The 23,663-nt window shown below is 64.5% G+C and carries 24 protein-coding genes; 19 read left to right on the top strand and 5 right to left on the bottom strand.

Annotation, left to right across the window (positions count from 1 at the left end; genetic code table 11):
• Nucleotides 1–67 precede the first annotated feature (67 nt).
• The 9 genes from ASE48_RS15925 to ASE48_RS15885 all read left to right on the top strand — a co-directional run bounded on the left by ASE48_RS15925 (nt 68) and on the right by ASE48_RS15885 (nt 9,179).
• Complete coding sequence (locus ASE48_RS15925; RefSeq protein ID WP_057168088.1) at nt 68–1,186, top strand: zinc-binding dehydrogenase; 1,119 nt, start codon at nt 68–70, stop codon at nt 1,184–1,186.
• 25 nt (nt 1,187–1,211) lie between these two features.
• On the top strand, nt 1,212–2,636 hold the full coding sequence (locus ASE48_RS15920) for an aldehyde dehydrogenase family protein (protein WP_057168087.1): 1,425 nt from the start codon (nt 1,212–1,214) through the stop codon (nt 2,634–2,636).
• The gene (locus ASE48_RS15915) at nt 2,633–3,409 is read left to right on the top strand and encodes a crotonase/enoyl-CoA hydratase family protein (protein WP_057168086.1); all 777 of its coding nucleotides are present in this window, start codon (nt 2,633–2,635) and stop codon (nt 3,407–3,409) included. The genes ASE48_RS15920 and ASE48_RS15915 overlap by 4 nt, the downstream gene beginning before the upstream one ends.
• Complete coding sequence (locus ASE48_RS15910; RefSeq protein WP_235571236.1) at nt 3,394–4,560, top strand: acyl-CoA dehydrogenase family protein; 1,167 nt, start codon at nt 3,394–3,396, stop codon at nt 4,558–4,560. Before ASE48_RS15915 ends, ASE48_RS15910 begins: the two co-directional genes overlap by 16 nt.
• Nucleotides 4,557–5,603, top strand: coding sequence for an acyl-CoA dehydrogenase family protein (locus ASE48_RS15905; protein WP_057168085.1), 1,047 nt, complete (start codon nt 4,557–4,559; stop codon nt 5,601–5,603). The genes ASE48_RS15910 and ASE48_RS15905 overlap by 4 nt, the downstream gene beginning before the upstream one ends.
• Before the next feature lie 66 nt (nt 5,604–5,669).
• Nucleotides 5,670–6,149, top strand: a complete 480-nt coding sequence (locus ASE48_RS15900) for a nuclear transport factor 2 family protein (protein ID WP_057168084.1) — start codon at nt 5,670–5,672, stop codon at nt 6,147–6,149.
• Nucleotides 6,146–7,021 carry an SDR family NAD(P)-dependent oxidoreductase gene (locus ASE48_RS15895; protein WP_057168083.1) on the top strand — a complete coding sequence of 292 codons (876 nt, stop codon included), beginning with the start codon at nt 6,146–6,148 and terminating at the stop codon, nt 7,019–7,021. The genes ASE48_RS15900 and ASE48_RS15895 overlap by 4 nt, the downstream gene beginning before the upstream one ends.
• A 5-nt stretch (nt 7,022–7,026) precedes the next feature.
• Complete coding sequence (locus ASE48_RS15890) at nt 7,027–7,983, top strand: alpha/beta hydrolase fold domain-containing protein (RefSeq protein ID WP_057168082.1); 957 nt, start codon at nt 7,027–7,029, stop codon at nt 7,981–7,983.
• A gap of 119 nt (nt 7,984–8,102) precedes the next feature.
• The gene (locus tag ASE48_RS15885; protein ID WP_057168081.1) at nt 8,103–9,179 is read left to right on the top strand and encodes a hypothetical protein; all 1,077 of its coding nucleotides are present in this window, start codon (nt 8,103–8,105) and stop codon (nt 9,177–9,179) included.
• Nucleotides 9,180–9,326: 147 nt separating this feature from the next.
• On the opposite strand, the gene ASE48_RS32215 is transcribed toward ASE48_RS15885, so the two are convergent.
• The gene (locus tag ASE48_RS32215; RefSeq protein WP_082614223.1) at nt 9,327–10,244 is read right to left on the bottom strand and encodes a helix-turn-helix domain-containing protein; all 918 of its coding nucleotides are present in this window, start codon (nt 10,242–10,244) and stop codon (nt 9,327–9,329) included.
• A gap of 52 nt (nt 10,245–10,296) precedes the next feature.
• Between ASE48_RS32215 and ASE48_RS15875 the strand changes: the two genes are divergently transcribed.
• The 5 genes from ASE48_RS15875 to ASE48_RS15855 are packed head-to-tail and all read left to right on the top strand — an operon-like array spanning nt 10,297 to nt 14,993.
• Nucleotides 10,297–11,550: a sulfotransferase family protein gene (locus tag ASE48_RS15875; protein ID WP_057168080.1), complete on the top strand. Its 1,254-nt coding sequence runs from the start codon at nt 10,297–10,299 to the stop codon at nt 11,548–11,550.
• Nucleotides 11,547–12,791 (top strand): MBL fold metallo-hydrolase, encoded by a 1,245-nt coding sequence (locus ASE48_RS15870; protein ID WP_057168079.1) that lies wholly within the window; start codon nt 11,547–11,549, stop codon nt 12,789–12,791. The genes ASE48_RS15875 and ASE48_RS15870 overlap by 4 nt, the downstream gene beginning before the upstream one ends.
• Complete coding sequence (locus ASE48_RS15865) at nt 12,788–13,537, top strand: SDR family NAD(P)-dependent oxidoreductase (RefSeq protein WP_057168078.1); 750 nt, start codon at nt 12,788–12,790, stop codon at nt 13,535–13,537. Before ASE48_RS15870 ends, ASE48_RS15865 begins: the two co-directional genes overlap by 4 nt.
• Before the next feature lie 46 nt (nt 13,538–13,583).
• Nucleotides 13,584–14,594, top strand: coding sequence for a zinc-dependent alcohol dehydrogenase (locus ASE48_RS15860; RefSeq protein ID WP_057168077.1), 1,011 nt, complete (start codon nt 13,584–13,586; stop codon nt 14,592–14,594).
• Between the two features lie 21 nt (nt 14,595–14,615).
• The gene (locus ASE48_RS15855; protein WP_057168076.1) at nt 14,616–14,993 is read left to right on the top strand and encodes a nuclear transport factor 2 family protein; all 378 of its coding nucleotides are present in this window, start codon (nt 14,616–14,618) and stop codon (nt 14,991–14,993) included.
• 40 nt (nt 14,994–15,033) lie between these two features.
• Here the strand turns inward: ASE48_RS15855 and ASE48_RS15850 are convergent, their stop codons facing one another.
• Genes ASE48_RS15850 through ASE48_RS15840 form a run of 3 tightly spaced genes read right to left on the bottom strand, consistent with a single transcriptional unit; the run spans nt 15,034 to nt 18,147 of the window.
• Nucleotides 15,034–16,659 carry an FAD-binding protein gene (locus ASE48_RS15850; protein ID WP_057168075.1) on the bottom strand — a complete coding sequence of 542 codons (1,626 nt, stop codon included), beginning with the start codon at nt 16,657–16,659 and terminating at the stop codon, nt 15,034–15,036.
• Nucleotides 16,660–16,714: 55 nt separating this feature from the next.
• Nucleotides 16,715–16,993 (bottom strand): hypothetical protein, encoded by a 279-nt coding sequence (locus ASE48_RS15845; protein ID WP_082614222.1) that lies wholly within the window; start codon nt 16,991–16,993, stop codon nt 16,715–16,717.
• Nucleotides 16,990–18,147 carry a Rieske 2Fe-2S domain-containing protein gene (locus tag ASE48_RS15840; protein WP_057168074.1) on the bottom strand — a complete coding sequence of 386 codons (1,158 nt, stop codon included), beginning with the start codon at nt 18,145–18,147 and terminating at the stop codon, nt 16,990–16,992. The genes ASE48_RS15845 and ASE48_RS15840 overlap by 4 nt, the downstream gene beginning before the upstream one ends.
• A gap of 132 nt (nt 18,148–18,279) precedes the next feature.
• Between ASE48_RS15840 and ASE48_RS15835 the strand changes: the two genes are divergently transcribed.
• A complete protein-coding gene (locus ASE48_RS15835; protein WP_057168073.1) occupies nt 18,280–19,956 on the top strand; it encodes a 3-ketosteroid-delta-1-dehydrogenase in 1,677 nt (558 codons plus the stop codon).
• Nucleotides 19,957–19,975: 19 nt separating this feature from the next.
• Here ASE48_RS15835 and ASE48_RS15830 read toward each other — a convergent pair whose 3' ends face one another.
• Nucleotides 19,976–20,671, bottom strand: coding sequence for a PadR family transcriptional regulator (locus tag ASE48_RS15830; protein WP_057168072.1), 696 nt, complete (start codon nt 20,669–20,671; stop codon nt 19,976–19,978).
• 123 nt (nt 20,672–20,794) lie between these two features.
• Between ASE48_RS15830 and ASE48_RS15825 the strand changes: the two genes are divergently transcribed.
• The 4 genes from ASE48_RS15825 to ASE48_RS15815 form a co-directional block, all read left to right on the top strand.
• Nucleotides 20,795–21,322 carry a flavin reductase family protein gene (locus ASE48_RS15825; RefSeq protein WP_057168071.1) on the top strand — a complete coding sequence of 176 codons (528 nt, stop codon included), beginning with the start codon at nt 20,795–20,797 and terminating at the stop codon, nt 21,320–21,322.
• On the top strand, nt 21,315–22,862 hold the full coding sequence (locus ASE48_RS15820) for an FAD-binding protein (RefSeq protein WP_057168070.1): 1,548 nt from the start codon (nt 21,315–21,317) through the stop codon (nt 22,860–22,862). The genes ASE48_RS15825 and ASE48_RS15820 overlap by 8 nt, the downstream gene beginning before the upstream one ends.
• Nucleotides 22,859–23,470, top strand: a complete 612-nt coding sequence (locus ASE48_RS32210) for a PaaI family thioesterase (protein ID WP_082614221.1) — start codon at nt 22,859–22,861, stop codon at nt 23,468–23,470. Before ASE48_RS15820 ends, ASE48_RS32210 begins: the two co-directional genes overlap by 4 nt.
• Nucleotides 23,467–23,663: zinc ribbon domain-containing protein (locus tag ASE48_RS15815; protein WP_235571231.1), on the top strand; the 197-nt coding region annotated here is incomplete at its 3' end. The genes ASE48_RS32210 and ASE48_RS15815, both read left to right, overlap by 4 nt.

Genomic DNA, 23,663 nt, shown 5'->3' with positions numbered 1-23,663 from the left:
TGTCGGCGGTGCGTGCCACTCTTCGGACACGCTCGGAACCGTCTACGAGCGAGAGGTTTTCAGCACCGTGAGTCAAGCCCCGATCAAGGGTCGCATTGCCCGCTTCGACGAGCCGGGCAAGCCGTTCGAGATCGAGTCGATCACCCTACCCGGTATCGGGCCAGGTGAAATCCTCATCAAGGTCACCAGGGCCAATATCTGCGGCTCCGATGTGCATGCCTGGCACGGCACGTTCGCCACGCGTGGCTTGGGCGGGCAATTACCGACCGTGCTGGGCCACGAGATGGTCGGTGTGATCGCCGCCATGGATGACGGTGTCGGTTCAGACTCCAACGGCAAACCGCTGCACATCGGGACACGCGTGGTCTTCCCGTACTTCTTCTGCTGTCATACCTGCCGAAACTGTTTGGCGGGCAGAAGGAATGCCTGCCTGAACCTGAAGATGGCAATGCTGGGGCGCGCCGACGAACCCCCGTACTTCGTCGGCGGCTACGCAGATTACTTCGTGTTGCCTGCGGGCGCTGTGCTTTACACGGTCCCCGATGCCGTGCCCGACGATATTGCCGCCGGCGCGAATTGTGCTCTATCTCAGGTGATGTACGGGCTGGAACGGGTGAACCAGCAGCTCGGCGAATACGTGGTGGTGCAGGGCGCGGGCGCGCTGGGCCTGTATGCGGTGGCAGTGGCCAAAGCACGCGGCGCGGCCAAGGTCATCGCGATCGACGGTGTGCAGGAACGCCTCGAACTGGCCACCGCGTTCGGGGCCGACGCCGTCATCGACATCACCGAGGTCACCACCGAGAAGGAGCGCGCGAAGATCGTCCGCAAGCTCACCGACGGCCTGGGCGCCGACGTTGTGGTCGAAGTCGTCGGGCACCCGTCGGCGATCGACGAAGGCCTCAAACTGCTCGGCCAGTTCGGCCGGTACGTCGAGATCGGCAACATCAATGTCGGGAAGACTTTCGAGTTCGACCCGTCACGGTTCGTGTTCTCCAACAAGACAATGGTCGGGGTCTCCCTTTACGACCCCTCGGTGCTGTCGCGCGCCCTGGATTTCCTTGCCGCTTACCAGGACAGGCTGCCTTTCGAGCGTCTGGCATCGGCCTGCTACTCCCTCGACGACATCAACGAGGCGTTCGCTGCCGCCGAAGACAAGCGTGACGTCCGCGCCAGCATCGTGCCCTGAATCCCTGTAACCCGGAGACCGATTGATGAGTAACCACAACTACGACCGCACCGAGCTCTACATCGACGGTGAGTGGGTCCCCCCCAGCGGCACCGATGTCATCGACGTGATCAATCCCGCCACCGAACAGGTACTGGGCACCGTACCCGGCGGCAACGTTGCGGACGTCGATGCCGCGGTGGCCGCGGCCCGCAAGGCGTTCGACCCGATGATCGGCGTTGCGGACCGACGCGAGCGCCTAGAGGCGGTGATCACCGCCATGGAGAAGCGACTGCCCGATATCGCCGAGACGATCACCGGTGAAATGGGTGCCCCGATACGTATCTCGCAGTCCGTCCAGACCCAGGTGCCGCTCGCAGTGGCACGCGGATTCACCGACGCCTTGGCGACTTTCGAGTTCGAGGAGCGGATCGGCAATTCGCTGGTGACCCGCGAACCCTACGGTGTGGTCGCGGCGATCACCCCGTGGAACTACCCGCTCTACCAAGTCGTGGCGAAGGTCATCCCGGCGATCGCGGCGGGCTGCACGGTGGTGCTCAAGCCCAGCAACGAGGCACCGCTGTCGGTGTTCGAGTTCGTCGAGGCGCTCGAGGACGCCGGTCTGCCTCCCGGTGTCATCAACCTGGTGTCCGGTCCGGGCCGCGTCATCGGGGAGCGGTTGGCCGAACATCCGGACGTCGATTTCGTTTCATTCACCGGATCCACCGGCGTCGGCAGCCGCGTCGGGGAATTGGCCGGCAGGACCATCAAGAAGGTGGCGCTCGAGCTCGGCGGGAAATCCGCCAACGTCATCCTCGAGGGCGCCGACCTCGCCACCGCGGTCAAGGTCGGCGTCGCCAACGCGTTCCTCAACGGCGGCCAAACCTGCATGGCCTGGACCCGGATGCTGGTCCCAAAGTCCCGCTACGGCGAGGCGTTGGACCTCATCGAGGAGGCGGTGACCAAGTACACCGTGGGCGATCCATGGGATCCAGCCACCCGCATCGGACCATCCGCATCCGCATCGCAACAGCAGACGGTGCTCGGATTCATCGAGCGTGCGCCGGGCGAAGGCGCCCGGCTGCTGACCGGCGGTGCGCAGAGGGTTTGCGACGTCGGCTACTACGTCGCCCCGACGGTGTTCGCCGACGTCGACCCCGATTCCGAGCTCGGCCAGGAAGAGGTCTTCGGCCCCGTCCTCGCCGTCATCCCGTTCAGCGATACCGACGACGCATTGCGGATCGCCAATGGAACCCCGTACGGCCTTTCCGGCGCGGTCTGGGCCGCCGACGATGACACCGCCATCGCATTTGCGCGGCAGGTACACACGGGCCAGGTCGACATCAACGGCGGCCGGTACAACCCGGCGGCGCCGTTCGGCGGGTACAAGAAGTCCGGGATCGGGCGCGAACTCGGCCGTATCGGCTTCGAAGAGTACCTCCAGGTCAAGTCGTTGCAGCTGCCCTCATGAGCGCACCGCTGAACATCGAGACGTCCGGTGCCACCCAGGTTTGGACCATCGACCTGCCCGAGGTGGGTAACGCGATCACCGACATCGGCTTCATCGGTGCGCTGGAGTCCGCTGTGGAAACCGTCAACTCCGACAGCATGATCCGCGCGGTCATCCTCACCGGAGCCGGCAAGATATTCTCTGCCGGCGGCAATGTCAAGGAGATGGCCGACCGGCAGGGCATGTTCGGTCTGGACGCGATCGACCAGCGCTACGCTTACGTCGACGGCATCCAGCGCATCCCACGGGCGCTTGCCCGCCTCGAAGTACCACTGATCGCTGCGGTCAACGGACCCGCCATCGGCGCAGGCTGTGATCTGGCGACCATGTGCGATCTGCGGATCGCCTCCGAACGCGCCTCCTTCGCGGAGAGCTTCGTGCAGATCGGCCTGGTCCCCGGCGACGGTGGCACCTGGTTTCTGCAACGCGCCATCGGCTATGAACGCGCCGCCGAGATGACCCTGACGGGTGATCGTATCGACGCCGCGACCGCACTGGCCTGGGGACTGGTGAGCCGGGTCGTTCCGCACGACGAACTGCTGACCGCAGCAGGGGAACTCGCCGAGCGGATCACCAAGAATCCGCCGCACGCGTTGCGGATGGCCAAACGCCTCCTGCAGGAATCCCGCACCGGCATGCTCGAATCGACCCTGGGCATGGCCGCCGCCATGCAACCGCTGGCACACCGTGACGCCGAGCATGAACGACGTGTCGCGAAGTGGCGGAGCCAGTGACCGCACTGTCCCGGCTGGTGCCCCCAGCCACCACCGACGCCGCGGAGACGGCCGGATTGCGCGGTGAGGTTCGCCAGTTCGTCGCCGAACAGCTCGCAGCCGGAGCTTTCACCCCCTCGGTGGACGCCTGGCTGTCGGGCTGGGACGAAGACTTCACCGCCGCACTGGCCCGACGGGGCTGGCTGGGCATGACAGTGCCGACCGAGTACGGCGGACATGGCATGACATTCGTCGAACGGTTCGTCGTCGCCGAGGAACTGCTGGCGGCCGGCGCACCGGTGGCGGCACATTGGATCGCCGACCGGCAGATCGTGCCCTCGCTGCTCAAATACGGTACTGAGGGCCAGAAGTCGGAGTTCCTGCCGGCGATCGTGCGCGGCGAATGTTTCTTCGGTATCGGGATGAGCGAACCGGACTCCGGATCGGACCTGGCCAGCGTTCGCACCAAGGCGGTTCGGTCCGACGGCGGCTGGTCGGTCACCGGCACCAAGGTCTGGACGTCGGGGGCTCATCGCGCGCACGCCTTCATCGTGCTGGCTCGCACGGCCCCGGTGGACTCTGCACACCGCCACGCCGGCCTGAGCCAGTTCATCGTCGCACTCGACTCCCCCGGCGTCGACGTCCGTCCCATCGTGTCCATGAACGGTGCGCACCATTTCAACGAGGTGATCCTCGACGACGTGTTCGTGCCGGATGCCATGGTCTTCGGCGAGATCGGTAATGGCTGGCGGCAGGTGACCTCGGAGCTGGCCTTCGAACGCAGCGGGCCTGAGCGGTTCCTCTCCTCGTTCGTGGTACTGGCTGCCAGCACCGAAGGTATGGCTGCACAACAGATCTCCCACGATCCCGGCCTGGGCCGACTGGTTGCTCGGGTCGCCGGCCTGCACCAGATGTCCACCGCGGTTGCCGGAGCGCTACAACGCCACGAACCCGCCGATGTCCCGGCCGCGGTGGTCAAGGTGCTGGGCACCACCACCGAGGGTGACGTGGTGGACTTCGCCGATCTGCACCTCGGCGACGTCAATGCCCTCGACCCGGCCCTGTCGGGACTGATGGCGACAGCGGTGGATCAACGACCGGGTTTCACGCTGCGCGGCGGGACAAACGAGGTGCTGCGCGGAGTGATCGCGCGCGGATTGGGAATGCGATGACGGCCACCGGAACCACGTCGGCAACGGGCGTCGACCCCGATCTGACCGCGATGATGGACGCGGTGTTCGCCGATTACCGGCAGAACCACCCGCCGGGCGAGCGGGTCGAACTCGATGCCGGGTTGTGGCGCAACCTGGAGGATCTCGGCCTGGTGCGCCTCACCGGTGCCGAATCATCCGGTGGCAGCGGCGCCGGATGGCCCGAGGCGGTCGCGTTGCTCTCCGCCGCGGTACACCACGGCGTGCGGATCCCGCTGGCCGAGCATGATCTGCTGGCCTGCTGGCTGCTGGAGGCGGTCGGCTTGCCCGTCGACGACGGGGTGCGCACCGTCGCCGTCCTCGACCCGCAGGGGCGAGCTCGGGCGGTTCCCTGGGCGTCCGGCGCGCAGCGCATCGTCGCGGTGTGGCCGACCACCGACGGTCATGCCGTCGGCGACCTGGACGCAACGGCCACCGCTCTGCGAATCATACCGGGCGCCAATATGATCGGCGAGCCCCGCGACGCGGTGAAGGCAGAAATCGCTGTGCTGGAAGGCGTACCCGTGACCGCCGGGCAACTCGAAACCCTGGCGCTGAAATCGGCGCTCATCCGCGCGATTCAGGTGTGCGCCGCACTGGATCGCGTCTTGGCGATGTCAATCGAGCACACCACCTCGCGGGTCCAGTTCGGTCGGTCGTTGTCGAAGTTCCAGGCGATCCAGAACCTGATCTCGGATATCGCCGCCGAGGCTGCGCTGGCCAGGACGGCGACCGAAGCCGCCGTGACGGTCGCCATCGGTCACGACTGGTCAAGCCCCAACCTGCGTTTCCTGACCGCGGTGGCGCGCTCGTGCACGGGCCACGCGGTGTCGGTGGTGGTCCGCAATGCCCATCAGGTGCACGGCGCCATCGGCACCACCCGCGAGCACCGACTGCACGAGTTCACCCGGCCCGCGCTGACCTGGCGATCGGAATTCGGCTCGGTCCGGTCCTGGGACGAGCAGATCACCGATTCCGCACTGCGGGCCGGCGGTTCCGGCCTGTGGGCCTTGATCACCGGTTGAGGCAGTGTTCCACTGAACGGGCCACGCGGCTGTCGGGAGCCGCCGGGCCGCGGTTGACTCGATGTCATGAGCAACGACATCACGCTGTCCGAACTGCAGGAGTTTCTCGCCGGGTTCTGGTACGACTACGACGAGGCCAACTACGATGCGATGGCCGCGGCGCATTCCGAGGACGTCCACTACCGGACCCGAAGCGACTCGGGCGCCAGCCCGTTCGAAGAACTGATGTCTCCCGAGCTGCACGGCCGCGAGGCGGTCATCGAGTGGCTGTCCGATCACCGTAGGCAGAGCCCGTACCCACTGCGCCACCATGCCACCAATATCCACCGCACCGGTACCGACGGTGACGGCGTCCGGGTGCGGTTTTACATCTTCGTCAACCAGATCGCGAACTTCGTCCCGTTCGCCGTGTCCAGCGGCATCGGTAACGTCACCGTCCGTCGCGGCGCCACTGGTCTGGAGTTCACCGACGTCGACATGGTCCTGGACACCACGAATTCAGTGCTGCTGTCCGAGTTGACCGCTGACATCGCCGCTGGTTCGTGAGCGCCCGGGACCTCTTTTCCGGCGGCGTCGCGGTCATCACCGGCGCCGGTGCCGGCATCGGCGCCGGCCTGGCCCGGCACGCCGCCGCTCTCGGCATGACGGTCGTGGCGGCCGACATCGACCTTGAGTCAGCCGAACGTCTTGTCGACGAACTCAACGCAGGCGGCGGCGCTGCCCTCGCAGTCGCCTGCGATGTGCGGGACGCCCAGGCGGTCCAGGATCTCGCCGACTTCACCTACCGCGAGATCGGCCCGGTGCGCCTACTGGTCAACAACGCCGGTATCGAACAGTTCGGGTATCTGTGGGACACGCCGGTGGCGAACTGGCAGCGGGTGATGGACATCAATGTCAGTGGCGTGTTCCACGGGGTACGGGCGTTCTTGCCCAAGATGATCGCCGCCGCCACCCCTGCCTGGGTGTGGAATCTGTCGTCGATCGGCGGGGTCGCCGCAGTGCCATTGCAGGCGCCTTATATCGTCAGCAAGCACGCGGTGCTGGCGCTCACCGAGTGCTTGCGTCTTGAGGTGGAACTCGCCGGACACGCCGACTTCATTCGGGTGCAGGCCGTTCTCCCCGGTGCGGTGAAGTCGAACATCTTCGAGGCGGCCGGCGGCGTCGACTCCGCCGCTGCAGGCACCGATGTCGCAGCGGCCGAGAACCAACGGGCGGCGATGCTCGACATCAAAGCTGCGGCAATGAATCCCGACGCCGCGGCCGAGGTGGTATTCGAACAATCCGCCCAGGATGCGTTCTACCTGTTGACGCAGCCGGAATACGTGGGTTCGGCAATGGCCGAGCGCGCCGAGATCTTGAGCAACCTCACCGCTCCGCGGCTACGCACCGAGCGCCGCTTCGACCCGGCCGAACACTGAAAGCCATGAGCGGCAACAATCGTCCGGGACTCGACCCCGACGCTGCGCAACGCGTTGTCGCCTTCGGTCCGCCGACACCCATGCGTGAACGCGGGCTGCAAGCAGTTCGCGACAGCATCGAAACAGCACCACTCCCCGTCGATATGCCCGCCATGGCGGACATCAGTGACACGATGGTCGACGGGCCCGGGGGCGCAATCCCGGTACGCATCTACCGCCCGAACAACACCGACGAGCCGGCACCCGTGATCGTGCACCTGCACGGCGGCGGGCTCGTGATGGGCTCCAACCATTCGTTCGAGCCGATGGCACGGGCACTCGCCGCGGCCAGCGATGCCGTGGTGGTGGCCGTCGACTACCGGCTCGCGCCGGAGAACCCCCCGCCCGCCCAGTTCGACGATGCACTCGCCGTCACCAATTGGGTTGGCGCCGAATCAGACACGTTGAGAATCGACCGTGAGAGGGTCGCCATCTGCGGGGACAGCGCCGGCGGTGGCATCGCTGCCGCGGTGGCCTTGGCCGCGCGCGAGGCCGGTGCACCCCGCTTGTTCGCGCAGGTGCTGCTGTATCCGGGCGTCGACCGAGACATGGGCGCGCCGTCAATCGTCACCCAACCCGACGCGCCCCTGCTCATCCACGACGACATCGTCTTTCTGCACGAACTCGCGGATCAGGGAGCGGGTTCCTCGCATGACATCCGGCGGGTTCCGGCCTATGCCAGCGATCTCAGCGCGCTACCCCAGGCCATTGTGGTGACCGCAGAATTGGATCCCATTTCTGACTGGGGTGAGCGCTACGCGGCACGTCTACGTGACGCCGGCGTGCAGACCACCGTCACCCGATATCCCGGGATCTATCACGGGTTCCTCATGCGTTCGGAAACGACAGCCCGCGGGCGCCTGGCCATGGCCGAGGTCGGCGCACTGCTCCGGGCGAAGTTCGCTCACCCCTTGCCGTTCTGACGCGACGACCGACGTCCCGATAGCCGGGCATCGATGGTCGCCGCAGCGTTGAATCCGCCCACAATCAAACATACCCATGGCGTCCGACAACGCCGGTACCAAGAAAAGGAGTCCCCGTGATGCTCACCGATGATCGAAGGATGGAGCTGTCCGACATCCTTCGCCCCGTTTCACCACCACGCGAGATCGACAACGTCTACACCGACGATCAGCGTGATCGCCTGCTCGAGGTCGTTCGCAAGGATGCCCCATGGCGGCTGATCATCGCTCAGCACTTCGCCTCACCCGAGGAACTGATGGCCACGATGAGCGGCAAGTTCCCGGAGGGCTTCACTCCCACCCTGGACCTGTTCCTCACGCCGACTTTCCGCGGCTTCCTCGCCAATCACGGCACGGTGCTATACCCAGAACTGCATGACTGCTTCTACAACGCGGATTTCCTCACGCAGGCGAAGTCGTACTGGGGCGCTGAGTACGCGAAGCCTGAGATGATGCTGTTCAACATCAACGGGCCATGCGCCAACCGCGATCCCGGCCATCTGGATTCTCCCAGCTTCCGTGGCGTCCGATACGAAAACGCTCCCACCTGGCTGACCAGTGTGATGGGCAAGTCCGGCCTGTTCCAGGACTACCTGATCAAGATGGCCCAAGTCATCACCTGGTTCTCCCACGATGCCGGCAGCGGGTTCACCTACTGGCCTGAAGGCCCACTCAAGGCTCCCCAACGTTTGATGCCGCCGGTGTACAACCGCGGCGTCGTCGTGCAGAACGAGATGCTGATGCACCGCGGTGAAGCCAATGGCCCCCTGGATCAACAGGTTCCGGCCGGCCTGGAGTTCGACACCGTCTTCGCCGGCGATCCCGCTTCCCGTGACCACTGGGTGCTCAAGAACGGTGAGAACGTGATCGCCCGTCATCACACCGACGACCTTCGGTTCCTGGTGCACTGGTCGGCCGAAGTGTTTGAAGACTCCGACGAGTTGAAGAAGAACATGGATCATTCAGACGACATCACCATCGAGAAGGCGATCGACATGATGGTCGACGATCTCAACAAGAAGGGCCTCAAGCTCGACATCCCCAGCGCCCCGCTGCATGACGCTGCCTTCATCGGCGCGTTGAACGCCGGCTATGACCTCGGAGGACCCGCGACCTATCCAGAAGAGGCTCCGTTGAGCGCGTTCCAGTTCGCCTGAATTGGCGTCGAATGCTCGGTGGCCCCGCGCAGCCCCTGTGAACGCGGGGCCACGTCGCTGTTGCTGCGCGACGCCAGTCATCCTGCCGGCCAAGGGTTGGCGACCAGTAGGGACTCGAGCGTCTTGCCAACGGCGCTAGGCAGCGGCTCAATGATCGCCGGCGGTGAGCGCACCCGCCATGAGTGAATGTGCATGCCCGGCGAACTCGCGGACCCGATCGCCGATCCAGCGCACCTTGTCCACCGTGAGGTGCGTGTAGGGCTGCGCCGACACGGTCATGACGACTTCACCACGAGCGTCGAAGATCGGCGCCGAGATCGTTGCGAGCGAACACTCTGCGACATCGGCCAGCTCACCCGGCAGGAAGTCGACGATCGTCAGATCGGCGACGGCGCCGGCCAGCCGCACCGCTACGGGATCGGGCTCTTCGCCGCTGTCCAGCGCCAAGAGTGCCGAATATACCCGCAGGAGAGGATCACTGAGCCGCTCGATGCCATATCCGCGCCGCTGAATTTCGTCCAGCACATGGGGCATACGGACGCGGAACACATCGTTGACCGGTCCGGCAGATTCCAGCCACTCATCGCGTGTCGCCGCGGACGCCCACGCGACGAATTCGCGCCCGAAGGGCGCAACGAAGGGCAGCCGCTGACCGGCCGCCACGCGCGCAGGCGCGGTGTCCGGAGCCGCCGACTCGACGACTGCGATGTGGCCGGCCTGTACTTCCGAAACGCACACGGCCATATCTATTGCGGCGCTCAATCGGGCCAAGGGTTCGCGTAGCTTCCTCGTCACCGGCATGCTCGTCGGCTGCGGCCGGGGAAAATTGCCGCCGAGCGAGTATGTCCCACTGAGTGGGTCGCGCGAAACCCAGTCGGCCGCGGCCAGTGTGGCCAGAATGGCATGCCCGGTTGATCGACTTATCCGCAGCTGACGGCATATTTGGGCGAGCGTCAACGGCGGCCCGAGAGTATCGGCCAGCAGCTCGATGACGTCTATGACACGTCGGGTAGGCGGAGATGGGTCTTGACCGTGCCGCTGAGCCGGATCTAGGTTGGCGTTCATATATTCGGATATTACAACGAATATTCGACACCTGGCGCGCGGAGGTCCCTGAATGCAGACAAGCACGCTGACGATCGACGATCTGACAAAGCCGGTTCTGGCCCCGGCCCAGCAAGAGATACTCGGCCACTTCGCCGGGTTGCCGATCGAGCTCCACCCGGACGTGCTCATCGAAGAGGCGATGAAGCACACCGGATTGGACGATTTCGGGCCGGTAGACTTCCGCAGCCGACTCGGCGTATACGCGGATGCCGCCGACTCCGACGGCGGCAACACGAATCTGAACCGCTTCATCCTGCGGAACCGCATCGTGCGCCTGCTGTCTCAGCGTCTGCTGCTGACCGACCTGCTGCGCCGGCATCCTGAGATTCACGATATCGACATCGAGAAGCCGATCATCGTCGTTGGTCTACCTCGTTCGGGAACAACACATTTGGTCAATCTGATTGCGGCAGACTCCAGGCGCCGAGCACTGCCCTACTGGGAAAGCCAGGAACCATTCCCGCTACGCGGCGAAGGACCGGATGCCGACGGCGTCGATCCGCGGTTCGCCCGCAGCACTGCCGAGCATGAAGCAGCGATGACGATGACTCCGCTCGTGCAGGCCATGCACGACCGCTTTCCCCAGGCGATCGAGGAAGAGGTCGAACTTCTCGACCTGGACTTCGCCAGCTACGTATTGGAGTGGCATGCCCGAGTACCGAAGTGGCGAGACTTCTATCTCGCGCTCGACCAGGACGTCCACTACGCATACTTGCGGACAACTCTGCAGGCGCTGACTTTTCTGCGAGGTCCACGACGGTGGGTGCTGAAGTCACCGCAGCACTGTGAACAACTCGGTCCGCTGATCCGTACCTTCCCCGATGCCACCGTTGCGTTTACCCACCGCGATCCGGTGGCGGTGATCCAGTCGGCGGTCACCATGCTGGCATACGGAGATCGCATCCGCCGCAAGGAAATTGATCCGTCCGGTCTCGTCGACTACTGGATCGACCGTATCGAGCGGTTGCTGCGCGCCTGTGTACGGGACCGCGAACTGATTCCTGCCGAACAGAGCACGGACATCTCCTTTCACCACCTCAACGGCAATGAGATGGAGATCTTGGGCAGGCTGTACGCCACCAGCGGCACCGAGATGACCGCAGATGCGCAGGCCGCGTTCCGCCACTACCTCGATGACAACCCCCGGGGCAAGCACGGCAGCCTGCGCTACGACCTGCAAGGGCACTTCGGCCGGACACCATCAGAGGTCCGCTCGCGTTTCGCGTTCTATTTCGACCGCTTCGACGTCCGGGAGGAAGTGTGAGCACCTATCGGCCGCTCTATCTCGATCGACCGGGTGCCGAGGACATCGTCGGCGCCGGTGCACCCGCCCGGGAGGTGGGCCCCGGCATCTGGATGTCGCCTGGTTTGTCCAATTCGTTCATGCTGGCCACCGATGACGGCCGGATCGTTCTCAATACCGGTATGGGCTTCGAAGGGCCCGTGCATCGCGCCAACTACGACGCTATCGACCCAGCACCGATTCGCTACGTCATCCTGACGCAGGGACACGTCGACCACGTCGGGGGCCTCGGTTCCGTGAGCGACCCGGACAGTCAGATCGTCGCACAAGCGAATTGGAAGACCTGGCGTCGCGACAATGATCTGTTGGCGGCTTTTCGCGCGCAGAACTCGTCCTTCGCTTGGCTCGACAAGGTGATGGCGACGATAGAGAACACCTCATCACGATTCGGATCGGTCCCATCACAGAGTGTCCCGACCCCGACGATCACCTTCGAGGACAGCTTCGGTATCAGCTTGGGCAACCGCGTGCTCGAGTTGTATGCCACACCCGGCGGTGAAACCACCGACAGCCTGGTGGCTTGGCTCCCCGACGACGGTGTCTGCTTGTGCGGCAATGTTTTCGGGGCGCTGTTCGGTCACATTCCCAATCTCGTCACGATGCGTGGCGACCGCTACCGCGATGCGCTGACGGTCGTGGAATCCATTGATCGGGTGCGCGCCCTGGGCGCAGAGATGTTGCTCACCGGGCACTTCGGACCGATCACCGGAAAGGACCGCATCGAGTGGGAGTTGACCAGGCTGCGTGATGCTGTGACCTACATCCATGACCGCACCGTCGAGGGTATGAACGCCGGCAAGGACGTTCACACCCTCATGCGTGAGGTGGCGCTGCCGCCGGATCTGCAGGTGGGCGAGGGCTACGGCATGGTCCGCTGGAACATCCGCGCAATCTGGGAGAACTATGCGGGCTGGTTTCACCATCAGTCCACAGCGGAGCTGTATGCCGAATCTCCGGGCCGCACCGAATCTGACTTGCTGGACATCGCCGGCACGACAGCAATTCTCGAACGCGCCCGATTGCTGCTGGACACGGGCGAACCCGTACGGGCGATTCGACTCGCCGACTTGGTGAACCACGCCGAAGCCGACAATGTGGAGGCCACACAGGTGTTGATCACCGCACACGAGATGCTGCTGCGAGACAGCGCCAACTTCTGGGAAGCCGCATGGCTGCGCAAACGAATTGAGGAACTGTCGTGACCAACCGCGTCCATTTCGACTTCACCGGTGCGACGGCGCTGGTCACCGGCGGCACAAGCGGCATCGGTCATGCGACGGCGTCGCTACTCCGCGACAGCGGGGCGCACGTCACGATCACCGGAACCAGAGCGAAACCCGAGGACTACGACGTCGACCTGTCGGGACTGGAGTACCGCCAACTGTCTCTCACCGACCCCGCCGGTATAGAGGCACTCGCCGACTCGGTCACTGTGTTGGACATCCTGATCAACAATGCAGGCGCCAATTTTCCCGGCGGAGTCGATGAATCCACCGCGGCGGGATTCACCGCATCGGTCGAAGTCAATCTGCTCGCGCCCTTCCGGCTGAGCGAAGGTCTGCATGGTGCGCTCAAGACGTCAGAATCCGACGGCGGCGCGAGCGTTGTCATGCTCGCCTCGATGGCGGCGATCCGTGCGGTACCGGTTGTTCCCGGCTACGGATCGGGCAAGGCCGGTGTGCTCGCGCTGACCCGCAACCTCGCCGCGAAGTGGGCCGTCGACGGCATCCGGGTCAATGCTGTCGTTCCGGGACTGGTCACCACCCGGATGACCGCACCCATGGACTACGTGCCCGACGTCAAGCAAGACCAGATCGATCACACCCCGCTCGGCCGATTCGCCACACCTGTAGAGATCGCCAATCCGATCCTGTATTTGTGTAGCGCCAATGCGTCGTACAGCACCGGATCGGCGCTCGTCGTCGACGGCGGCTACAGCGTGTTATGAGCTGCCCGACCCACCCCACCCGCCTAGCCACTCAAGGAAGATCATTGTGAGAGCTGCCATCATCACTGCGCCAGGCAAGACCGAGATCGTGGAGGTGCCCAAGCCGACAGCCGGTCCTGATGACGTGCTGGTCAAGATCCGCGCGTGCGGCATCTGCGGTTCGGACAGCCTCTACATCTCCATCGGTGGGCTGCCGCCACATCAGGGCAGCATGCCGATCGGGCACGAACCGGCCGGCGAGGTCATTGAGGTCGGCCAGAACGTGCGGGACATCGCCGTCGGTGACCGGGTGGTGATCAATCCGATGGCCGTACCCGAAGACATCATCGGCAATGGTGGTACCACCGGGGCCCTGGCCGATTACCTCCTCATCAAAGACGCGGTGCGCGGCCGAAGTATCGAAGTCATCCCCGGTCACGTTCCCTTCGAGGTCGCCGCACTCAACGAGCCGATGGCGGTGGCACGGCACGCGGTGAACCAGGTTGCTCCCCGGTCCACCGACCAGGTGCTGGTCTTCGGCGCCGGCCCCATCGGTCTGGGCATCGTGATTTCGTTGAAATCGGCTGGCGTCAAACATGTCGTGGTCGCCGACGTCTTGCCCGACCGGTTGGACAAGGCGCTGCGGGTAGGCGCTGACGCTGTCATCAACTCCCAAGAGGAGGACCTGACCGCTCGTCTGATCGAGTTACACGGAACGGGCGATTCGATGTGGCCCGACAGGGCCGGCACGAACATCTATCTTGATGCCGCCGGGGTACCGACGGTCATCGACACGGCCTTCGGCCTCGCTCAGCGCGGCGCCAAACTCGGCGTTGTCGCCGTTCACAAGGAACCGGTAACCCTCGACCTCATGAACGTGATGAGCAACGAACTGACGGTTATCGGATCGATGGGCTACCCGACCGAGATCTTCGAAGTGACCGAGGACATCGTCGATAACTGGGAGAAGTACCGGCTCATCATCAGCCACACCTTCGGATTCGACGAGCTCGATGAGGCATTGCGCTGTGTTTCGACGCCGGGCGCAGCCGACAAGGTCATCATCACGCTCGGTTGATCAGGCGGTCGAGGAGGAACATTGTCGAAGCACACGGCCGATGCGGCAGCTGAGACCGTCAGAAGGTACGTCGAGCTGCTCCAGTCTGGCAGTGCCGATGAACTGGTCGCGCTGTTCGCCGAGAATGCCACGGTAGAAGATCCGGTCGGAAGGGACGTTCGCTCCGGCCGGAATGCCATCCGAGAATTCTTCAGCACGTTGGAGAGCCTCGATCGCCGAACGGAGTTGACCCTCCTCCGGATCGCAGGCGCCGAGGCGGCCTTCGTCTTCACGATCACGTTCACCGTCGGTGACACTCCGATGCGCCTGCAACCGATCGACACCGTGGTGTTCGACGACAGCGGCGCCATCACGTCCCTGCGCAGCTATTTCGCGGCGTCGGATGTGATCGCCGGCTGAACGCCGACTGCGGCAGTGTGAGTTCCAAACCCGGCGGTCGTCAGGGCGATCGTCGGGAATCTGAATCTGCTCCGGCCCCTGTGCTGATCGCGGCGTCCGCTCCCGCGCGGCGCCCGCTGAAGATGCAATCTGCGATCGACAGACCACTGACGTAACTGTTGGAGCAGACGCCGACCGCGTTGCGGCCGACGGCATACAGGCCGGGCACGGTGCCGCCGCCACGGTTTACGACTGCGCCCGTGCTCTCGTCGACAACCAGACCTCCGAGTGTCAACCCGGGGATGGGGTAGAACATCGACGAATCGGCCGAGATGTCGATCGAGTAGAACGGCCCTCGCTCCAACAGCGGGCACAATGCCGGGTCTTTGCGAGCTGGATCGCCTGCACCGCTGCGGATTCCGTCGTTGTAGGCGTCGACGGTGCGGCGCAGAGCGGCGGCGTCGATGCCGTTCTTGGCGGCGATACCGTCGATCGTCGCGGCCTTCTTGTGTCCGATGGTCAGTAGATATACCAGTTGCAGGCGTTGGAAGAGCTGGGTCTGATCCGCGATCTGGGTTCGGATTTTCCGCCAGGTCGCGGCGTCGTAGATCGCCCACCCCGTGCCGTCGAAGTCGCGCATCAGCGAATTGCCGTGGGTGGCCCCGTAGAGATCTTCATTGGCGATGCGTCGACCGTTCGCACCGACGGTGATGCCTTCCAGGAATGCGCTCGGCGGGGCCAGGAATCGCCACGCGGTGATGTTGCCCATCTTGTCGGTCATCCCGCCGGCATCCAACCCGAGCTTGATGCCCGCGCCGTCGTCTCCGACGGTTCCCAGCGGCGAGATTCTGCGGAACTTCGGGGCGAATTCGTTCATCCACTGACGATTGTGGACGAAGCCGCCGGCGGCCAGGATCACCGCGCCGGCCCCAACCTGCGCGTCCGTACTGGCCCGAGCACGCAACCGCTCGGCGCGGGTGGCGGCGCCTTCGACCACGCCCGGCATCCAAGTGCCCAGTTTTCCAGTGGCTTTGGCGATCATCCGGTGTTGCCGCGCGCTCCTGTGGGCGGGGTCCAGTACTTGGTAACGAACTCCGGTGATGCGCCCATCGCCAGCCTGAAGCAGTTGGAGCACCTGCGCCAACGGGATGAACTCGACGCCCTTGGCCAACGCCGAATCTCGCAGGCGATCGAACAGGACTCTGCCCGAGCTCATCCCGGGCGCCAGCACCCGATGACCCCGTGGAGCGGGCTGAGCGTGGGTCATGTACGGAAAGGCCTTCTCGTTGCCCGAGTAATAGAGGTAGTGATCATCAGTGGGATAGGACGTCTTGTACGACGACACCCGACCGCCGCTGAACTCAACGCCCTGCACTTTGAGCCAATCGATCATCGCTGGACTCTGCTCGCAGAACCTTCTCAAAGTGCCCGCAGACACCGCGCCCGCCACTTCCTCGGTGAGATAAGCCAGCATGTTTGCGACGCTGTCCTCATAGCCGCCGGCCCATTGTTCGGCGGTTCCGCCGCCGGCGTACACGATCCCGCCGGAAAATGCAGTGGCACCGCCGCCGTAGCCGCGGTCCAAGACCAGTACCCGCGCACCGCGATCGGCGGCCTCGATCGCCGCGGCTGCGCCCGCGGCACCGAATCCGACCACGATGACGTCATACTCGCGATCTCTAGGCATCTTTGCTCCCATGTTTGGAACCGCTGCTGCGCCGAACTCGCACGCAGGGAACGGATTACTCGTCGAGAACCGGTAATGCGCCGCGGCGCACCGCAGCCTCGATGGAATCGCGCAGATCCAGACACAGCGAAACGGGCACGTCCCGCGACGTCGTCACTCCGGTTCCGTGCGGTGACATGCGGCGTCGAGCACAGCTCGCGACCGAGTCCGCATCCCACTGCACGCTGGTCTGCTCCCAGCTGCTCTTGCGGGCGTGCACCCGAGCCCCACAAGACCCGCAGGTGACCGGCGTCATCGGTGCGTCGCGCAGCCGGTTGTCCGGGCGGACACTCACTTGGTCACACCCACCAGCCTCGGCAGCCGGTTGGCGGCAAGGTTGGCCTCGACCTCTTTCATCCAGGCCTCACGTGGGCGGGTGGTGTCGATTTCGAATTCGAAGCGGTCCACCATGTCCGGCGTCACATCGGCAACGTCGACGTAGAATTGCTCGTACCAACGACGCAGCTGGTAGACGGGGCCATCTTCTTCGCAGAGTAGCGGATTGTCGATGCGTGCCTTCCGCCGCCAGATGTGCACGTCCTGTTCGAAGCCCATCTTCACGAAGTCGCCCAACGCGATACCCATCTGCACCGCGACATCCTCGGGCACGTCCTCAGATTTCTCGACAGTGATTCCGTACTGCAGCACAAACGAATTCGCGTCGATCGGGTAGTGACAGTTCAGCAGCACCGTGCGCTGATCGCCGTGCTCATAGTGGTACGTGAGGTCATCGATCATGAAAGACGGGCCGTGGTAGGAGGCCACCGAGGTGGTGCCGGAGATCTTGGCGCCCTCGCCGGAGCCAAGGTCGGGCCGGCCGACACTCTCGTAGTACTGCGTGGCGGTGTGCCCCTCGAAGATGTTCTTGAACCCGGTCGGCAAGCCGCCATGGATGTAGAAGAAGTGCGCCATGTCCACGACGTTGTCTATGATCTCGCGGCAGTTCGTGTCGACGATCGTGGTGTACCAGTGCCAGTCGGTCCATCCATCGCCACCGACCCCTTCGATGCGCGGGATGGTCACATCGGCGGGCGGGGGCTTCTTCTCGGGGTCATTCCAGACGAAGAGCATGCCGTCCTGCTCCATGGCCGGCCAGGTCGCGGTGCGCGCGAGCTTGGGCACCCGGCGGCTGTAGGGGATCTGCTTGCAACGGCCATCGCCGCCCCAGCGCCAGTCGTGGAACGGGCAGGCGATCTCGCTGCCCTTGACCTCACCGTCGGAAAGGTCACCACCCATGTGCCGGCAGTAGGCGTCAAGAACGTTGATCGCGCCGTCTTCACCGCGGAAGACCACCAACTTGCCGCCGAACGCGTTGATGGCATGCGGTTTTCCGTCGCCGAGATCGCGGGTGAGACCCAGGCAGTGCCAACCACGGGCGAACCTCGTGGGTGCCGACTGCGCCTCGATCTGACGAACGTCTCCGGCACCGTCGGGCTGCAACGATGTCATGGTCAACCTCGCTCTTGATTGCTTCCAGGGATCAACCCGTTCTAGCACCGGCACTCCCAGCTGATAGGTGAGGCGTTCCACTGACCGGGCATCGGTGATCGAAATCCGCTGAGCCGATCCCAGAATCGTCGGGTGACTGATCTGCAGAACATCACCGTCGATCTTCTCGTCGTCGGTTCAGGTACCGGAATGGCCGCGGCGCTCGCCGCACACGAGTTGGGGTTGTCCACCCTGATTGTGGAGAAGACTGCCTATGTGGGAGGTTCGACCGCTCGTTCCGGTGGCGCGTTCTGGATGCCGGGAAATCCTGTCCTCACCGAGAGCGGATCTTCGGACAGCGTGGACAAGGGGCGGACCTACCTGAAAACCCTGGTGGGCCAGGACGCTGCACTGGACCGCGTAGACGCGTTTGTGGATTTCGGCTCGGCCACCATCGACATGCTGCGGCGTACCACCCCGATGAAATTTCAGTGGGCCAAGGGCTATTCGGATTACCACCCGGAGCAACCCGGCGGCAGTGCCGTAGGGCGCACCTGCGAGTGCCGGCCATTCAACACCGCGAAGCTCGGGACTGAATTGGCCCGCCTCCGCCCCGGTGTGATGAAGTCTTCGTTTCCGATGCCGGTCACCGGTGCCGACTACCGCTGGTTGAACCTGATGGCACGCACTCCCCGCAAATCGTGGCCGCGCATCCTGCTGCGCGCCGCGCAGGGCATCGGTGGTCTGGCGCTGCGTCGTCGCTACGCTGCCGGCGGCCAGGCACTGGCCGCGGGTATGTTCGCCGGCGTCGTCCAGGCGGGCATCCCGATCTGGACCGATACACCTCTCCTGGAACTGGTCGAAGATGGCGATCGGGTGACCGGTGCGGTCGTAGGCCGGAACGGCACCAGAGTGACGGTGACCGCGCGCCGCGGTGTCGTGCTCGCCACCGGCGGTTTCGATCACCTGATGAGTTGGCGGCACAAGTTCCAGTCGGAACGCTTGGGAGACAACGCCAGCCTGGGCGCTGAAGGCAACACCGGCGACGGTATCCGCCTGGCTCAGGACCTGGGCGCCGACACCGCACTGATGGATCAGGCGTGGTGGTTCCCCGCCTTTGCCCCGCTACCCGGTGGCGAATCCACGGTCATGCTCGCCGAACGCTCGCTGCCGGGGTGCCTACTCGTCGATCAGAACGGTGAACGCTTCATCAATGAGGCAACGGACTACATGTCCTTCGGCCAGGAACTGTTGCGTCGCGAGCAGTCGGGCGTGCCGGTGGAGGAGATGTGGATGATCTTCGACCAGCGGTACCGGAACAGCTATCTACTTGCCGCCGAACTCTTCCCACGCATGCCGATCCCCCAGGCTTGGTATGACGCCGGGATAGCCCACCGCAGTGACGATCTCGGGTCCCTCGCCGCCCAGATCGGCATTGAGGCGGCGACTTTCACCGCCACGATGGACCGCTTCAACGGCTTGGCGGATGCCGGCGTCGACTCCGACTTCCACCGAGGCGCCAGCGCCTATGACCGTTACTACGGCGATCCGACCGTCGCCCCGAATCCCAACCTGCGTCCACTGAACTCCGGACCGTTCTACGCGGTCAAGGTGGTCTTGAGCGACCTGGGCACCTGCGGTGGTGTGCGCGCCGATACCCGAGGTCGGGTACTGAAAGAAGACGGATCCACGATCAACGGTCTGTACGCACTCGGCAACGTCTCTGCGAACACGTTTGGGAAGACCTATCCCGGTGCCGGTGCCACCATCGGGCAAGGATTGGTGTTCGGCTACGTCATAGCGCAACACGCGGCCGGGCGCCTCGTCTGAGTCACCACCGGCAATACGCTCAGTCCGGCGGATCGCCTCCGTCGGACGTGTCGCCGGCATTCTCGGCGGCGATCCGGCGCTCGACTTCGTACCAGTATTCCCGCACGGGAAACTCAACGCCCTGGGGACCGGATTCGCCGAACGTCTCTTCGGCGGCGTCCAGGTCCTTGATGATCTGCATGGCCAGTTCGCGTTCGGCGGCGTAGTACTGTTCCGACCATTTCAACGCCAGCCTGGCATACGACCAAGCCGGTTGCTCACTGGTCCAGCGCACTTCAACGGCCGCGGCCTGCTGCAATTGCTCGGCGTACTCGGCGTGTGCGATGAGAATTTCTCTGAGCCGGCCCGGATTGAGCAGATGTCCGAGCATGACTCGCAGCATCGGGTTGTGTTTGAGGGTCGGAGGTTCGACCGTATCTTCGTTTGCCCAGCGCGAGACTGCCGCCAGCCCGTCATCGGTGATCTTGTACATGCGGCGGCTGCGGATTCCGGCTTCGACCCGCGAGCTCAAGAGACCCAGCTTCTCCAGTCGCTTCAGCTCTGAATAGATCTGGCTGTAGGCCGGACTCGAGTAAAAGAAGCGGATGGCCCAGTTGATCCATTTCTTGATGTCGTAGCCCGACAATTCCGCGCCGCCGGAAAGCATCCCGAGCAACGCCCACCCGGTGGGCGACACATTCAACCCACCAGATCCAGTCGCGGCTTCATCCGTCACCCGCCAAGGCTAGCAATGGTGACATCCGGGGAGCGCGCTACTACCGCTGACCGGGAGGACGCGTTGCATACCGAGAAGGAAAGGCGAGAAGGTGGCGGCGAGTCCCATTTTCGAAGGAGGGGTATGACCGAGGAGTTGACCGCGGCTCGAGGCAGTGGCTTGATCACGCCGGCGGCACCCGAGATGCGGCGCGTGCTGGGCCACTTCTGCACCGGTATCGCCGTGGTCACCGCTCACGACGACACCCGTCCGATCGGGTTCACCTGTCAATCGGTCACCTCGGTGTCGCTGGATCCGCCCTACATCTCCTTCTGCCCGTCGAACTCATCGACGAGCTGGCCGCTGATCCGCGCCGTCGGGGCGCTGTGTGTCAACGTCCTCGCCGCTGATCAGCACGATGTGTGCGCACAATTCGCAACACGCGGCGAGGACAAGTTCGCCGGGATCGAATGGCGCCGCGGCGCCAATGGTGCCCCAACACTGCACGGGACGCTGGCATCGATCGAAGCCGAGCTTGAGTTCGAACACGGGGCCGGCGACCACTCGATCGTCGTTGCCCGCGTGTCGGGCCTGTGGGCACACGAAGAACGGGGACCACTGTTGTTCTACCGCGGCGGGTACGGCGCATTCGACGGAGCGGCCCATGCCTGACTTCGATGTCGAGGTCGACGTAGTCGTCGCCGGTTCCGGAGGCGGTATCACCGGCGCGTACACCGCTGGGCGCGAGGGCCTTTCGGTACTTCTCGCCGAAGCCACCGACAAGTTCGGCGGCACCACGGCGTACTCGGGAGGCGGCGGGATGTGGTACCCGTGCAACCCCGTCGTAGAGCGGGCCGGCACCGACGACACCATGGATGCCGCACTCGCCTATTTTCACGCCGTTGTCGGCGACCGGACGCCGAGAGCCCTGCAGGAAACCTATGTGCGCGGTGGCGCCTCACTCATCGCGTATTTGGAGCAGGATCCCGCATTCGAGTTCACCGTGCTGCCGTGGCCGGACTACTACGGCTCGGTGCCCGACGCCCGCAACGACGGCTTCCGTCACATCATCCCGCTGCCGCTGCCCGACAGCGAACTGGGCCGCTACGCCGGGCTGGTGCGAGGACCGCTGGACGTCGAGCGACTCGGCACTGCTGCGCCGGACCTGCTCACCGGCGGTCGCGCGCTGATCGGCCGATTCCTTGCCGCACTGAACGCAATGCCCGATGTCTCCTGCTGGCGCAACGCAGCACTGACGGAGCTGATCACCGATAACGGCCACGTCCTCGGCGCGCTTATCCAACAGAACGGGATCCCGGTGCGGGTGCGGACACGTCGCGGGGTACTGCTCGCCAGCGGCGGCTTCGAACAGAACGAAACCATGCGCGCGCAGTACGGCGTACCCGGAAGCGCGATCGACACCATGGGCGGTCCCGGCAGCACCGGCGCCGCGCACCGGGCCGCAATCGCCGCGGGCGCTGATGTCGACCTGATGGATCAGGCCTGGTGGTCGCCTGGGATGACCCATCCCGATGGACGATCCGCGTTCGCGCTGTGGTTCACCGGAGGCATCTTCGTCAATCAGAACGGTCAGCGTTTCGTCAACGAATCCGCGCCGTACGACCGCATTGGCCGTGAGGTGATACGCCAACTCGACGACGGCTCGACCGCCCTGCCGTTCTGGATGATCTATGACGACCGGGAAGGTGAGGTTCCACCGGTGAAGGCCACCAACGTGTCGATGGTCGACACCGCGCACTACCGCGAAGCAGGCCTATGGCACTCCGCCGACACCTTGGCGGAGCTTGCCGAATCCATCGGCGTACCCGCCACCGAACTGGAGGCCACGGTGCAGCGGTACAACAAGCTGGCCGCAACCGGAGTCGACGACGATTTCAACCGCGGCGGCGAAGCTTATGACCGGGCTTTCACGAGTGGCGAGTCACCCCTGGTCCCGATCGACCAACCGCCCTATCATGCTGCCGCATTCGGCCTTTCCGACCTCGGGACCAAAGGCGGGCTTCGCACTGACGCACACGCCCGCGTGCTGAGCGCAGAGGGGACACCGATTCCTGGCCTCTATGCGGCGGGCAACACCATGGCAGCGGTCTCGGGTGAGACCTACCCAGGTGGCGGCAACCCCATCGGTGCCTCCATGCTGTTCAGCCACTTGGCAGCACGACACATGGCCGGCACGGACTCCGCCGGGTGAGCACGCCGATCAGCGCCGAGCAGGCTCGGCATGCGGACGGACTCTACGGTCCGCTCACCCAGTCACTGCGGGCCCTCATTGACGTCGTGATCCGCAGCGAGGCTGCCGACGACGATGTAACACAAGCGCACGCCCTGATCGAACAAGCCGCGGCACTGTTGAGTTCACGTCTGGATCCCGAACCCTTCGGAGTGCGCACCACCACCGAGGGCGGCATTCTCACCTGGGGCAATGTGGCGATAGGGATGCGAAATGCCATCGCACCCCCGCTGAACGTCGTTCATGGCGAAAATGGCTGTACATCAGCGGATTTGACGCTCCGCGCTCCTTATGAAGGCCCGCCCGGCCACGTTCACGGCGGGGTATGCGCACTCATACTGGACCATGTTCTCGGGGCAACCGCACACCGCCCAGGAAAGCCCGCCTTCACCGGCACGCTGAATCTGCGCTACGTCGCCCCTACTCGTCTCGGCACGATTCGGGTCGAGGCTTGGATCGAAAGCGAGACCGATTCGAAAACGATTGCTGTAGGCCGTATCACGGATACGAACGGCGTTGTGACCGTGCAAGCAGAAGGCACCTTCATCAGACCGAAAGCGAAATCATGAAAGTCGACTTCCACACAGAGCCCGCGTTCGGAGGGTGGTTCGCCACCGATGACGACGGTGACACCCATCTGATCGGCGGCAAATGCACCGCGTGTGCGACCTATGTGTTCCCGCCGCGGGAGAACAACTGCCCCAACCCGGCCTGTGACAGCGACACCCTGGCGTTGGTCCCGCTGTCGCGGCGCGGCACCGT

Origin of the sequence: Mycobacterium sp. Root265, assembly GCF_001428895.1 — a bacterium.
In the GTDB taxonomy this organism is placed as follows: domain Bacteria; phylum Actinomycetota; class Actinomycetes; order Mycobacteriales; family Mycobacteriaceae; genus Mycobacterium.
Note: the sequence above shows the minus strand (reverse complement) of the source record. Positions and strands in the feature narration are given on the sequence as shown.